General features: G+C 61.2%; 10 protein-coding genes. 3 read left to right on the plus strand and 7 right to left on the minus strand.

Annotation, left to right across the window (positions count from 1 at the left end):
- A partial coding sequence (gene hutU / locus ACFX4T_RS24145) for a urocanate hydratase (protein WP_377654810.1) occupies positions 1–948 on the plus strand: 948 nt, incomplete at its 5' end.
- Between the two features lie 104 nt (positions 949–1,052).
- On the plus strand, positions 1,053–2,507 hold the full coding sequence (locus ACFX4T_RS24150; RefSeq protein WP_216926302.1) for an aromatic amino acid ammonia-lyase: 1,455 nt from the start codon (positions 1,053–1,055) through the stop codon (positions 2,505–2,507).
- Between the two features lie 111 nt (positions 2,508–2,618).
- Here the strand turns inward: ACFX4T_RS24150 and ACFX4T_RS24155 are convergent, their stop codons facing one another.
- Positions 2,619–4,271: an MDR family MFS transporter gene (locus ACFX4T_RS24155; protein WP_216926303.1), complete on the minus strand. Its 1,653-nt coding sequence runs from the start codon at positions 4,269–4,271 to the stop codon at positions 2,619–2,621.
- 133 nt (positions 4,272–4,404) lie between these two features.
- A complete protein-coding gene (gene rraA / locus ACFX4T_RS24160; protein ID WP_223947195.1) occupies positions 4,405–4,878 on the minus strand; it encodes a ribonuclease E activity regulator RraA in 474 nt (157 codons plus the stop codon).
- Between the two features lie 158 nt (positions 4,879–5,036).
- Here rraA and ACFX4T_RS24165 point away from each other — a divergent pair, with 158 nt between their 5' ends.
- Positions 5,037–6,341, plus strand: a complete 1,305-nt coding sequence (locus ACFX4T_RS24165) for an MFS transporter (protein ID WP_377654814.1) — start codon at positions 5,037–5,039, stop codon at positions 6,339–6,341.
- Between the two features lie 20 nt (positions 6,342–6,361).
- Here the strand turns inward: ACFX4T_RS24165 and ACFX4T_RS24170 are convergent, their stop codons facing one another.
- The 5 genes from ACFX4T_RS24170 to ACFX4T_RS24190 form a co-directional block, all read right to left on the minus strand.
- Positions 6,362–7,588, minus strand: coding sequence for an FG-GAP-like repeat-containing protein (locus ACFX4T_RS24170; RefSeq protein ID WP_377654817.1), 1,227 nt, complete (start codon positions 7,586–7,588; stop codon positions 6,362–6,364).
- Positions 7,589–7,645: 57 nt separating this feature from the next.
- Entirely contained in the window at positions 7,646–8,887 is a 1,242-nt protein-coding gene (locus ACFX4T_RS24175; protein ID WP_377654819.1) for an FG-GAP-like repeat-containing protein, read from the minus strand.
- A gap of 76 nt (positions 8,888–8,963) precedes the next feature.
- Entirely contained in the window at positions 8,964–10,247 is a 1,284-nt protein-coding gene (locus tag ACFX4T_RS24180; protein WP_377654821.1) for an FG-GAP-like repeat-containing protein, read from the minus strand.
- A 142-nt stretch (positions 10,248–10,389) separates the two neighbouring features.
- Positions 10,390–12,120, minus strand: a complete 1,731-nt coding sequence (locus tag ACFX4T_RS24185) for an FG-GAP repeat domain-containing protein (RefSeq protein ID WP_377654823.1) — start codon at positions 12,118–12,120, stop codon at positions 10,390–10,392.
- A gap of 151 nt (positions 12,121–12,271) precedes the next feature.
- Positions 12,272–14,395 (minus strand): FG-GAP-like repeat-containing protein, encoded by a 2,124-nt coding sequence (locus tag ACFX4T_RS24190; RefSeq protein WP_377654825.1) that lies wholly within the window; start codon positions 14,393–14,395, stop codon positions 12,272–12,274.
- Between the last annotated feature and the right edge of the window lie 52 nt (positions 14,396–14,447).

Here is a 14,447-nt window from a genome sequence, read left to right on the forward strand (position 1 = left end):
GAGGTGTTCCCGGAACTGTTGCGCCGCCACAAGGCCGGCGAATTGACGATCGACGTCGTCACCGACCAGACCAGCGCACATGACCCGCTGTCCTACCTGCCCGAGGGCATCACCGTGGCCGAGTGGCACACGGAAGCCGAAGCGGATCCGGAAGGGTTCACCAAGAAGGCCCAGGCGTCCATGGCCCGCCACGTCCAGGCGATGGTGGAGTTCCAGGACGCCGGTGCCGAGGTGTTCGATTACGGCAACTCCATCCGCGATGAGGCACGCAAGGGCGGGTACGAGCGGGCGTTCGAGTTCCCCGGTTTCGTCCCGGCCTATATCCGTCCCCTGTTCTGTGAAGGCCTGGGCCCGTTCCGCTGGGTGGCGCTGTCCGGGGACCCGGAAGACATTGCCGTGACCGATGCGGCGATCAAGGAACTGTTCCCGGAAAACACGCACCTGCACAAGTGGCTCGACGCCGCCGCGGACCGGGTGGAGTTCGAGGGCCTGCCGGCACGTATTTGCTGGCTCGGGTACGGCGAACGCGCCAAGGCCGGCCTGCTGTTCAACCAGCTCGTCGCCGAGGGCAAGGTCAAGGCCCCGATCGTGATCGGCCGTGACCACCTGGACTCCGGTTCCGTCGCCTCGCCCTACCGGGAGACCGAGTCCATGGCCGACGGGTCCGACGCGATTGCTGACTGGCCGCTGCTGAACGCCCTGATCAACACCTCCTCGGGCGCTACCTGGGTGTCGATCCACCACGGCGGCGGTGTCGGGATCGGCCGGTCCCTGCACGCCGGGCAGGTTTCCGTCGCCGACGGCACCGACCTCGCCGCGGAGAAACTCGAACGGCTCCTGACCAACGACCCCGGCATGGGCGTCATCCGCCACGTCGACGCCGGCTACGACCGCGCCGTCGAAGTCGCCAACGAACGCGGCGTCCGCATCCCCATGAACGAAGCCTAGTAACCCAACTGACTGGCAATAGTGGTTGCCACGAGCCTTCACAACAACCACAACTGCCAGTCAGTTGGGTGCTGGCACCTGGTCGCGAATGAAAGGATCGGTTCATGATCGTGATCGATGGAGTGCAATTAGAGTTGGCTGACGTCGTGGCAATTGCAGTTGGCGGCCAGAAGGTGGTTCTAGCTCCTTCGGCGATCGAACGCATGGCTGCCTCACAGCGCTCAGCCCGCGCAACGGCACAGGCACGGCCTGTGTACGGGCGGTCCACGGGTGTTGGAGCCAACCGCTCCGTGACCCTGGATACATCGGATGCGTCCGCCGACCAGCACGGACTCAACTTGCTTCGGAGCCATGCCGTGGACGCCGGACGTGCCCTTGACCGGGAAACGGTGAGGGCCATGCTCGTGGTCAGAGCATCGCAACTGGCCGCGGGCGCTTCCGGGATCAACCCCGCTCTGTCCGAAGCGGTCGTGGAGATGCTGAACGCAGATACTTTGCCGGAAGTGCGGGAGTTCGGCGGTATTGGCACGGCAGATCTTCCTGCTCTGGCCGGAACTGCGCTAACACTCTTGGGTGAGCGTCCCGCGATGGATGGCAAGCCGGTGCCTGTGCCATTGGCTTCCTGGCCCACAGAAGATGCGCTTCCCTTCATAAGTTCCAGTGCCCTGACCATCGGGCAGGCCATCCTTGCCCACCAGAAACTGGCCACCCTGATGGAGAACCTGACCACGATCAGCGCGCTCTCCTTCACGGCCATGTCAGGGAATCTGGAGGCATTTGCCCCGGAGGTAGCAAAGGCCAGTGAATCGGACGCAACAGCGGACGTGGCTGCTATTCTGCGGGAATTGGTAGCTGGATCAGGCAAGCCTGCAAGGATTCAGGATCCGTATTGTCTGCGCATGCTGCCGCACTCGCTGGGTGCGGTACGGGAGGAACTGGAGTCGCTAAGGATCACACTGGAGCGCTTGGCTGTAGCGGGCCATGAGAATCCTATGGTCTTTGGCTCCGTGGAAGACGGCACCAACGGCGTGGCACACCACGGCCTGTTCCATATGTCCACGCTCGCCCGGCGTATCGACGGCCTGCAGGTGGCACTTGGTGCTGCATGCACAACGACGCTTGGCAGAGTCAGCCGTCTCAGCGATCCCGCTTTCACAGGTCTCCACCGATTCCTTGCAGGCGATGACGCAGGCCAGTCCGGCGTCATGATGCTGGAGTACGTCGCCGCTGCAGCGGTGGGCCGTATTCGCGCCAACGCGCAGCCGGTAAGCCTGCAAACCGTGAACCTTTCCCTGGGCGCCGAGGAAGATGCAAGCTTCGCGACTCTCGGTTCTGCACAGTTGGAGTCCACTGCGCACGCGTTGGCAACCGTCGCCGGCGTCGAGCTTGTTTGTGCGTCCCGGGCGCTCCGCGCGCAAAGCAGGCATCCGGAGGAATTCAGCAGCCCCAGGCTGCGGGCCATGATGGAGGTAGGCTTCACCTTGCCGTCCGACGTTCAGGACCGCGACTTGCGGGACGACCTTGAGCAGGCCCAGCGCCTTGTCCAGGAGTCTTACTGATCTCCAAGCAGTGAAGGACACCGACTTCGAACGACCATGGCTCCAAAAACAATAACGGCAGGCGGTCCGATGACCGCCTGCCGTTCCTGCTATTCGAGGGGCCGGTACCGCCTAGTGGGCGGGAACGGATTCCTTCGCTGCCGCCTTGGGGTCCATGAGCTTCTTATTCGGCAACGCGAAGCTGATGAGGAAGGCGATGAGCATGAGGCCAGCTGCCGTGAGCATCACAGTGTCAATTGCCTGTGCGAAGCCCTCGGTGATGGGCCTGGTGAGCGTGCTATTGGCTGCGTGCAGCCAGCTGGTGTCGTTCAGGGAATCGTTGTTGGCGCCATTCTTGAAGAAGTCGAAGAGCTTGGCATTGGCAGGATCTGCCGCCACGGCCGGATCCTTCATAACCGCTTGGTAGTCCGGGCTGGAAGCGGCGGACTTCATGCCATCGGCGATCTTGTCCGCGGCCAGGCTGAACAGCATGGAGATGAACACGGCCGTGCCCACGGCTCCACCCATGGAACGGAAGAATGCCGCGGTGGAGGTTCCGACGCCCATGTCCTTGGGCGGCACCGATACCTGCATGGCAAGTGTGAGCGGCTGCATACAGAAGCCCAAGCCGACTCCGAAGAACACGGCAATGAGTCCGGGAACCCAAAGGCCTGTGTCCACGCCGAGCACAAGGCCCATGACAGTGGCGGCGCCGGCCAGGATTGCCGTACCCAGGATGGGGAAGATCCTGTAAACGCCCGACGACGAGATGGTACGCCCGGCGCTGATGGAACCGAACAGGATGCCCACCGTGAAGGTGATCATCATCAGACCCGCTTCGGTGGGGGTGAGGCCTTTCACCAACTGCAAGTACATGGGCAGCATAGCGATGGCGCCGAACATGCCGATGCCGATGATGAAGTTCAGCAAGGATGACAAACCGAAGGTTGCGTTCTTAAAGAGACGCAATGGGATCAGCGCGTAGTCCCCGGCCCGCATCTCCGCGAGCAGGAAGGCCACGATACCGATGACGCCAAGGCCGTAGCAGATCCAGGATGCGCCCGATGCCCAACCCCAGGAACGTCCCTGCTCAGCCACAAGAAGGAGCGGAACGATTGCCAGTGTGATGGCTGCGGCGCCCCAATAGTCGATCTTCTGCTTCACGTGCCGTGCTGGCAGGTGAAGGAACATGAAGACCACCGTGAGTGCGGCCAGGCCAATGGGAAGGTTGATGAAGAATACCCAGCGCCAGCCGTCGAAGCCCAGGATGCTCGATGTTCCCGCGAAAGCGCCGCCGATGACAGGACCGAGAACGGAGGAGATACCGAATACGGACATGAAGTAGCCCTGGTATTTGGCCCGGTCCTTCAAAGCAACGATGTCGCCGATGATTGTCAGTGCCAGCGCTAAAAGGCCACCTGCGCCCAGGCCCTGCACGCCACGGGCGATGGCAAGCTCCGTCATGGAATGGACGGACCCGGCATAGAGGGAACCGGCCAGGAAGATCAGGATGGCTGCCAAGTACAGCGGACGGCGCCCGAAGATGTCACTCAGCTTGCCGTAGAGCGGCGTACTTACAGTAGACGTGATGAGGTACGCGGTAGTGGCCCATGCCTGGAGTGACAAGCCGTCGAGGTCGTTGGCGATGGTGTAGATGGACGTCGACACAATGGTCTGGTCCAGTGAGGACAGGAACATGCCGAGCATGAGTCCCACCATGACGGTGAGCGTCTGACGATGCGTCAGGACCTCGCCGGCGGCCCGGACGGGCGCAGATTTGGACATATCTTCTCCAGAGGTGGCAGAAAAGTGGATTTTAAGCAGGATAGTTGCTTTCAGTAACTATCCTAATGCCTGTTTGATTCCCGGAAGAAGAATGTTTCTTGAACAACCCTCGTAAGACGGCCAGTCCGGAGCGTCAGCGTTCCACGAGAATGCCATCGGGATCGCTGTAGATCATTACGCCGGGTTGGATCCTCACGCGGTCAATCACCAACTGGACATCAACCTCACCTACACCCGTCTTTGCGCTCTTCTTCGGGTTGCTGCCCAGCGCCTTGATGCCCAGCGGCAGGCGCGCAAGGGCTTCTCGATCCCGGACTGCTCCGTTAATGATCACGCCGGCCCAACCATTGGCTACGGCACTTTCGGCGATCATGTCTCCCATCAGGGCAGTCCTCAATGATCCCTGACCGTCAACCACCAGAACGGCTCCTTCGCCGGGCGTCCCAAGGACTGTCTTCACCAGGGCGTTGTCCTCGAAGCACCTGATGGTACGTACCTGTCCGCTGAAGTGCGTGTGACCGCCAAGGTTCTGGAACTGGACGGCTACCGATTCCAATTCATCGCCGCGATCGTCGTAGAGATCAGCCGTATTAATCTGCTCACTCATGTCCTTCTCCTCCATATGTTTGAGGCCACACTAACGCGTACGGCACGTGAGCGGCACGGCACGTCGTGGGCTATGTGGATAACTGACAACTACTTAGATCCCATGCCCTTCACGCGCGCTAATCTGAATCCAGACGTTGAAACTAGGGGGAACCTGCCATGAGCCTGTCCGACCTGCCCGGTCCAATTCCGGATCCTGCCGTTGTGCGGGGCGGTACGGCCACCGCCCTGGCCGAGCCTGTGGACCGTGTCCGGGCACTATGGATTACAGGCGTTGTACTCATCAATGTGGGCATCAACGCGGCGTTCTTCGGCCCCATTCAGGTGCTGTTGGGCCAGCAGGCGGCTCACTTTGATGAAGAACAAAAGGAAGCGATTCTGGCTCTTGTCACGGGCTGCGGCGCCGCTGTTTCCTTGGTGGCCAATCCCTTGTTCGGGGCGTTCAGCGACCGTACCGTCTCCCGCTTCGGACGTCGCGTTCCGTGGGTCCTCGTGGGAGCAATCCTGGGCGCGGTAGCACTCGTAGGACTGGCGGGAGCACCGAACGTCGCCATCATGACGGTGCTGTGGTGCTTGGTGCAGGCCGGATGCAACGGCGCCTATGCGGCAATCACCGCTGCGATCCCAGACCGCGTTCCAGTGCCGCAACGCGGCACCGTCGGTGGTTTGGCAGCCATGGGACAGACAGTTGGCATCCTGGCGGGCGCGGTGATTGCCGCCGTCGTAGCTGGAAACTTTGCTGCCGGCTACCTGGTGTGTGCAGCAGCGCTGCTGGCCGGAATCGTGCTGTATCTGTTCAAGAATGACGACCAGCCGCTCCCAGTCCAGGCGCGTCCACCGTTCAGTCTTGTGCGGTTTTTCCAAGGTTTTTGGATTTCGCCGGCGCTCTATCCCGATTTCGCCTGGGCATGGCTCACGCGGTTGCTGGTGAACATTGGCAACCACATGGTCACGCTCTATCTATTGTTCTTCCTCAGCGATGCCGTACATGTGAAGGAAACCGAGGGCATCGAACCCGCGTTCGGAGTGCTTATCCTGACCGGCCTGTATGCGGTCATGGTGATCGTCACCAGCGTGATTGGCGGAACACTGAGCGATCGGATGGGCAAGCGGAAGCCTTTGGTCATCGCCTCGTCCGTCATCATCGCCATTGCGTCATTGATTCTCGGGTTTGCGCCGACGTGGGGCGGCGCCATCACGGGCGCGATCGTCCTCGGCATCGGCTTTGGAGCCTATTTGGCCGTGGACTTCGCACTGATAACCCAGGTCCTGCCAACGGCGCTGGACCGTGGCAGGGATCTGGGTGTGATCAATGTGGCGAACTCGCTGCCGCAGGTGGTTGCCCCGCTCATCGCTTTCCCGTTCGTCACGTACTGGGGCGGCTACGTCTCGCTGTACGTAGCCGCCGCCGTCATCGGACTCCTTGGGGCCGTGTTCGTGGTGAAGATCAAGAGTGTGACCTAGGCCTGGAAGGCGGACTGGGCCTAGAAAACGGCGGTGAAGCTGCCCCAGCCCCAGCCGACCGCTGATTGGCCCACCCAGTAGCTACCAGGCAGTCCCTGGGCCAGATAATCCGCGCCGTTGCCGTAGTACATGGTGAGCTGGCCGCTGCGGTCTATGCCAAACACGTCAACCTTGTCGTCACCGTTGAAGTCCCCTGCAGAGCCGATCGTGGTGAGGGCCTCCCAGCCGTAACCGACCGTCGATCCCGTGTAGCGTTCAAACGACCCGTTGCGGCTGCTCGAAAAGATCATCAGGTTGCCGTATTGGCCCCTCGCGGCAACCTGCAAATCGCTTCGGCCTTCGAAGTGACCAACGGACATCAGGGAGTCATATCGGCCCCACCCCCAACCGATGGTGTACGAAGGCAGCCAACCGCCGTGCCCGTCGCCGGGGTAGAGGACTAGATTGGTCGATGCGTCCCTTGCGATGAGATCGTTCGTACCGTCACCGTTGAAGTCGCCAGCTCCAAAAATGGCTGTGAATCCGTTCCAGCCTTGGCCGACCTGGATTGCCTTCTTCCAACCGCCGGACCCGTTTCCCTGGTACAGGTACAACCGACCCTGCGCATCCCGTCCCATAACGTCAACAGTGCCGTCGCCGTCGAAGTCACCCGGTGACAACAAAAGGTTGAAGGCATTCCATCCGGTTCCGATGACTTGGGTGGGTTGCCAATGTCCCCGGCCGTCTGTCGGGTACAGCAAGAGACGGCCGGCCGCGTCCCGGGCGAAGATATCCATGGTGTTGTCCCCATTGAATCCACGAGCGCGGGGCTTCGCAGCGATCCGCAGCGATTCACGGGCCTGCAGGGTCAAGGTTGACTCCACATCGTAGGTGACCGTTACGAAGGCAGTCACAACACGACCATAGTCAGCTGCTGTGGCCCTGTATGTCTGACCGGTGGCGCCGGGTATGACTTGGCCGTCCCGCGTCCAGTAGAACGACAGCGAAGGGCTTCCGCCTTCTGGCACGACCATCGGTGTGGTCCAGCTTAGGTCGGCCTTGAGAAGTCCGCCGACTGCAGGTTCTCCGGTGAGTTCCGGTGGTGCCATGTAGATCTGCCGCATCGGAGCGGCCACAAGAGGAACAGCGGCCTGCGCGGGCAGGCCCGAAGCGATGAGAGCGCCGGCCAGGGCCGAAGCAGCAAGCAAAGAAGACAGCCGGCGAAGTCGGTTAGGCGCGCTGAAGCGGGGAGCAGTGCGAGAGTTCAAGATTTCCTCATGAAGAAAGTTGGCCGATGCGGCCATGCGATGGTGGTGAAATAAATCCTAGAAAACAGAGGTGAAGCTGCCCCAGCCCCAGCCGACAGTGGATTGCCCCGACCAACGGATCGAGGGCTGTCCACTCGTCAAATAGTCGGAGCCTTTGCCGTAGTACATGGTCAGTTGGCCTGCGGTGTCGATGCTGTAGACATCGATTTTGTTGTCTCCATTGAAGTCACCGGCCGAGTTGACCGTGGTGAAGCCGCTGAATCCCCAGCCGATGGCGTTCGAGTGACCATCGAACCATCCGTTACGGGTGGACTCGTGAAGGATCAGGGTTCCGTAGATATCGCGGGACACGATTCCGAGCTTGTTCTGGCCACCGAAGTGTCCCACGGTGAAGACTGGATTCTGATTGATCCAATAAGTGTCAACGCCGTAGGGCTGAAGCCATCCGCCGCGTCCGTTCCCAGGGTAGAGAATAGCTTGGTGCCACTGGTCCACGGCAAGGAGATCGTTGGTTCCGTCGCCATTGAAGTCACCTGCAGCAGAGATTGTCTTGAACGCCTGCCATCCTTGACCAATCTGCAAGGCCTTCTTCCAGCCCCCCGTGCCGTTGCCCTGGTAAAGGAAGAGCCGGCCCTGGCCGTCGCGACCTATGACGTCCACCGTGCCGTCTCCGTCGAAGTCGCCCGGCGATACCAGGAGATTGAAGATGTTCCAACCCGTTCCGAGCACCTGGGCGGACTGCCAATTGCCGCGGCCATCGGTGGGGTACAGCAACAGTCGTCCGGCGGCATCCCTGGCGAAGATGTCCAGGGTGTCGTCACCGTTAAAACCCCGGGCCCGGGGTTTGGCGGCTATCCGCAACGGATAGTCGGCCTGCAGGGTCAATTTCGATTCGGCATCATAGGAAACCGTGACGAACGCCGCTACTACGCGGCCCTGGTCAGCTTGGGTTGTACGGTAGGTCGAGCCGGTGGCCCCTGCGATGGTTTGACCGTCCCGCGTCCACCTGTACGTGAAAGCCGGCGTGCCACCCTCGGGTATGACGAATGGCGCATATCCCCCCAGGTCTGCCCTTAGCAGACCTCCAACGCTGGGGTCGCCGTTCAATTGCGGCTGGCCCATGTAAATCTCGCGGGCAGCTGCTGCAACTACGGTAGGCGCTTGGGTTGACGCGGCTTCCGCGGGACCAGCCAGGGTGCAGGCTGCAGCCGCACAGGCAACGGCGGAGGCGGTCAGCAACGTCAAGAATCGACGACGGCGGCTGGGTGCGGCTGGATACGAAGCAAGAGCTGATTCCATGGTTCCCCTACAAGAATGACAATTCTGAAGGACCCCGCCGGATGCCTTCGGACGGGGTCCTGTTGATGGTGACTACTTAGAAAACAGCGTTGAAGCCGCCCCAGCCCCAGCCGACTACAGCGGAGCCCTTCCACCCGCCTGAGCCATTGCCGTAGTACATGCGCATCTGGCCGGAGGTGTCGATGCCCCAGACGTCGTTGGCGCCATCGCCGTCGAAGTCGCCGGCACCGCCGAGCTTGGTGATGGCGTTCCAGCCCTGGCCGATCACACGGCTGGTGGTCCACCCGCCATGACCATTGCCACCGTAGAAGACAAGGTTTCCGGCGCCGTCGCGGGCCAGGACATCAGGCTTGTGGTCGCCGTCGAAATCACCCGGGGAGAACACCGAAGTCATGCCGCCCCATCCCCAGCCGATGGTCGAAGCAGCAAGGAAGCCGCCTTGACCATTGCCCGGGTACAGCACGAGCTCACCGGAAGACTTGCGGGCAAGGAGGTCGTTGTTGCCGTCTCCACTAAAGTCGCCCGCCGCGAAGATGGTGTTGAAGATTCCCCAGCCCCAACCGATCTGTTGTCTCGGGTACCAACCACCATGCCAGCCAGCCGGATAGAGAAAGAGTGAGCCGGTGCTGTCACGGGCGATAACGTCATTTTCGCCGTCGTTGTTGAAGTCGCCGGCAGCGAACATAGCGTTGAAGATATTCCACCCCGAGCCGACTTCATATGCCTGCTGCCACGTGCCATTTCCGCCGGTGGGGAACAAACCGAGGCGTCCCCAGGAGTCCCGGACGTACAGGCTCATCGTGTACGGATCCCAATACTCGGCACGGTAGAAGCCGGACGTGTGGGGACGATCGATGTCTACGGGAGTCACGTAGTTGAAGTCCAGGGCGTCCAAGGCCACAGCCGCAGTTCCGGAGGCGGGGAGGTTGCCGGGATTGTGGATCAAGGAACCATCGCGCCAGTAACCAACTTCCTGACCAGCTGCGGTTTGAATCTGCATGTACTGGGCAAGGTACGTTCCCGGCGGGGTCCCCTGTGCAAAGAAGACGTCGAAGGAGTACGTCGAATCAGCGGAGCTGTAAGAGCCCTGCGTCATCGTCGTGTGCAATTTGCCCGTTGCAGTATTCCGGAACAGGACGTAGACGTCAGTGATTGGACCGGATGCCTGAAGGGTGACACGTGATGTTGCCTGCCCTCCAGCGCTGATCGCGTCTGGCGTCGTAGAGACCGCTACAGGTACCGGTGCGAAGGCGTCATCGGCGTGGGCTGCAGGTGCCAAACCCAGCCCGCCGACCAAAATAGCGCTGCCCATAAATGCGGCCAGCCAGCTGCGCACGCGGCGCAGAGGAGTGCTCCCCATGGTTCCCCCAAATTAGGCCGGTCGCAGATGGCCGGCGGGTGTAAGTGACTTGAGAGTACATGGAGTCGCCGACAGTCTGGGAATTTGCTGGCAAAAATTCGCGCAAAAGACAAGTCAAGCCGAAAACGCAACCAAAATCGGCTTAGAAAACCGCGGTCAGGTAGCCCCAGCCGGTGCCAATCTCATGCGATTGGCGGTAGTAGTACCGGTCGGGACTCATCTCCTCGCCGCGGAAAGCACCTTGGTCCGTCACGTTAAAGAAGTAGTTGTACTGCTCCCACAAATTGAAACCACCGAGGGGACCCATATAGCGGCTTGACGCGTAATTGCCCAGCAATACCCCTGAGGAAGACCAGCCCCCCTTGCCATTGGGATAGTAGGCATGCAGTCTCCCGTCCGTTCCTCTGGCAAGAATGTCGGAGACGCCGTCTCCGCTGAAGTCGCCGGGTGTGAACACTCTATTGAAGACGTTCCACCCCTGCCCGACCTGTGATGCCGTGAGCCATCCGCCACGGCCGTTGCCCGGGTAGAGGAACAGCCGGCCCTGCGCATCGCGGGCCAGGATGTCGCTTGTTCCGTCGCCGTTGAAGTCACTGGCGGGAATGATCTCGCTGAAAGCACCCCAACCCGTACCAATGACCGAAGAACCCAGCCAGCCGCCGCGTCCGTTGCCCCGGTAAAGCCATAGCTGTCCGGATGTATCACGGGCCAGAACGTCCATGCCGCCATCGCCGTCGAAGTCGCCCGGGGATGACAAAGACGTGAAGTTGGCCCAGCCCCAGCCGATGTCTTTGCTCCCGCTCTTGAACTCTCCGCTGGCGCCTCCGGAGAACAGGGTGAGTGTGCCGTTCGGTTTCCTGGTGATCACGTCAGGCCTGGTGTCGCCGTCGAAGTCACGCAGGAGCGAATGCAACTTTACCCTGGGGTCGCTCGAGCTGCGGAAGATACCCACCACACTTCCGGCGTAGCTGACCACCGCAGCCACACCGAGCTCCTTTCCTGCCTCACCTGGCTTGGGGCTGTAGGTGGCGCCGGTTGCTCCGGCAATAGGCTCTGCGACGTCCACCAGCCATTGGTAGCTGACCGTCGGCTGGGCTCCTGCCGGCAGCCCTTTGATGGTTGAGGGGTCGAACCCGGCCTTGACGGGCGTCCGCACGGAGACATTGGCTGGCAGGTGCGGATCAGCGGCGTCCACCAGGTAAAAGGGAGCGGTTTCCACTGTTTCCGGCAGACGGCCCGCCGCCATTGCGGTGAGTTTCAAGGTCAGGCCGGACCCCGTACCGGCGAGGTTGTCCGGAACGTGGAACCAGCTGGCGTCCGAAGACTGTCGGATTCCGTCCCGGAACCACTCGTAGGTGTACGCCGTAGGTGGAGCGGACCATGTGCCATGCTGGACGTCGAACGACAAGTAGGAGTACCCAGCCTCTTTTCTGATCCCAAGACTGGGCGGAACCAGATTGCTGTTGGGCGTCAGGACACTGCCGGGGTTGTTAACGGTGAAGTCGAGGCTTTCCCACGGAACAGAAAAGTTGTATTTGCTGGGTGTGCCACGGAAGTACGCCAGGGTTTCCGAGCCGTAACTGATAATCACGCTCTGCAGTTTGTGTGACCCCTGGAAGAACGCGTCCGCAGTGACGGAGGCTGATGCAGTTGCAGTCAGCGGGCCGGCGGCGGGCGTCCCCGACCATTCAATGCGGTGTTCCGTCGCGAGGGATTCATCCTTGTAGATGAAGAGCACCCGCTGGGCACGCTGGGCGAGAGTGAAGCCTATCTGCACTGTGGAGCCAGGGGCGGTAGTGGCAGGCGAAACGCGTTTCAGGGACGTCAGCTCGGGCACCGGTTGTTCAGCTGCCACGGCTGGAGCACTAGTCAACACAGTTCCTGGTCCCAGGACGGCGGACATCGTGAGCCCCATGAGGAGAGGCAGGAGCCGATGCAATGATGTTTTGCGTCGGGGCGAGGCGGCCGTAGTTGTAATCAATTGATCCCCCGGGGATGTGAAGTAGATGCCAGCATGAGGTGCGTTAGAAGACAGTATTGAAGGCGTTCCAGCCCCAACCGATAGTGGCTTGGCGTTTCAGGGCGACGTGGCCCAATCCATAGAACATGGTCAGCCGTCCATCGGGGTGTATCCCGTAAACCTCCGGGACGCCATCGCTGTCGAAATCTCCGGGTGCACCAATCCGGCTGAAGCCTCCCCAGCCGTAGCCTGCATAAGCGCTGAAGGCGTTGGGCGTCCACGCATTGTCGGCAAAATATCCGTTGCCGGAGCCGGAATACATCCGGAGGTTAGCGTCGCTGTCGCGGGCGAAAATGATGCGCGAGTCAGGCGAGACGAAAATGTTGAACTCTCCCCAACCACCGCTAAGGGCGTGAGGTGCCAGGAAACCGCCCCGGCCGTCGCCAGGGTACAGAACCAAAGTGTTGGAGGCGTCCCGCGCGATCAAGTCCGCAGTTCCGTCGCTGTTGAAGTCTCCCGGGGCCACGATGTCCTTCATCGTCCCCCAGCCCTGCCCTATCTGGAACGAGCGCAGCCAGCCACCTTGGCCGTTGCCTTGGTACAAGTAGAGCCGCCCAATTCCATCCCGCGCCATGACGTCGACGTTTCCGTCGCCGTCAAAATCACCTGGGGAAAGAAGGGATGTGAACCCGTTCCATCCCTGGCCAATTTTTTGCGCCGCCAGCCAGCCGCCACTGCCGTTGCTTGGATACAGCCAGAGATTTCCCGCGCCATCACGGGCGAAGATGTCTCCCGTGCCGTCTGCGTTGAAGCCCTTGCCCCTCTTCTTGTCAGCTATGGGTCCGACCAGGTCCACTACTTCGGTGACCGCCGAGCCTGCGTCGAAGCGAGCCGTTACTCCCGCTGTGATGACTACACCCTTGTCGGCAAGCGTTGGCCGGTAGTCCCGGGACGTGGCACCTGGAATAGGAGTCCCGTTCCGTTTCCATACATAGGTGTAGTTGGGCTGCCCGCCCACTGGATCGACGCCGGCAGCATCGTGTTCCAGCCTGATCTGGCCTCCCACGGACGCGTCACCAGTGATGCGTAGATTTCCAACCCAGACGCGGCGGGGCATTGGCCCGAATGCCGAAGTGGACACGCTGGCGGGCAGATATCCGGCCGCCCGCGCAGTCATCTTGACCCAGATCATGTTGCCGGGGTCGAAGGACATGTTGGACTGGTATGTGTCATTGACGGCGTAGTCGATGGGTGCACCATTCCTGTACCACTGGAAGCCAGCGAAGGTCGGTTCAACAGGCCACGTTCCGGGATTGATGCCAAGTTTGGTGTTGTAGACCATGTCGCCGGTGATGCTCGGGTTGACAGTGGGAGTGAGTTTCGGCAGCACCTTGGCGGGGTTGTTCACCGCAAAATCACCTGTAGCAAGTCCTGCCCGCACAGCGGTACCAAGTGGAACAGGTGACGTCCGCTCCAGCGTGCCATCACGGAGGTAAGAGTCTTTGGCTAGTCCATCGAAGTACGAGATTTCGACACGTTCCAGAGTGTAGGGACCGGAAGCTTGCGCGGCCGTGACTGCTCCCGTTGCCGTGACGGTTTGGGGCCCGGGCGCAGGGTTGCCTGCCCACGCCAGCTCGAAACTTGTGACCTCGGAAACGTCGCGGTAGATCACCCGGACTGACTGGGCAAGCTGGGAGAGCTTCACCTGCACTCCCGCGGATTGGCCGGGCGCGAAAACCGAATTTAGGGGAGTGAATGCCACCGGTACAGGAGCTGCGTAGGGGAGTGAAGGATTGTTGACCTTGAAGTCCCGTGCAGCAGGATCACCGAAGGGTGAGGTACCTGTTCCCGGCGGGTAAATGCTTCCCCCGCGGTAATAGATCTGGGAGGTACCCAAAGTGGAGATTACCTGGACGTAACTCACCTCGATCGTCCCATTCGGCCATGAGGACGGGGAAGCCACACCAGCCACGGTTCCGCTGGTTGCTCCAGCCGATGACCACGTCAGCGTGTGCGGACCCGCGGCACTCCGTAGGCCGACCTCAACGCGCTTAACCGCGACGGAAGTAGTGAAGTTGAATCTGACCGGGGCTCCGGCGTCGACTGTCGCAGCGGAGGTGCGAACAAAAGTCGAGAGGACCGGTGTGGCAGCATGCGCTGGCGCGACAGGCGTCAGGATGAGAGCCACCAAGGCAATTACGATGGCAGATAGCAGTGAACGCGCAGTTCTGGAAGATCCA

Source organism: Paenarthrobacter sp. YIM B13468 (assembly GCF_042788025.1).
Lineage (GTDB): Bacteria > Actinomycetota > Actinomycetes > Actinomycetales > Micrococcaceae > Arthrobacter > Arthrobacter aromaticivorans.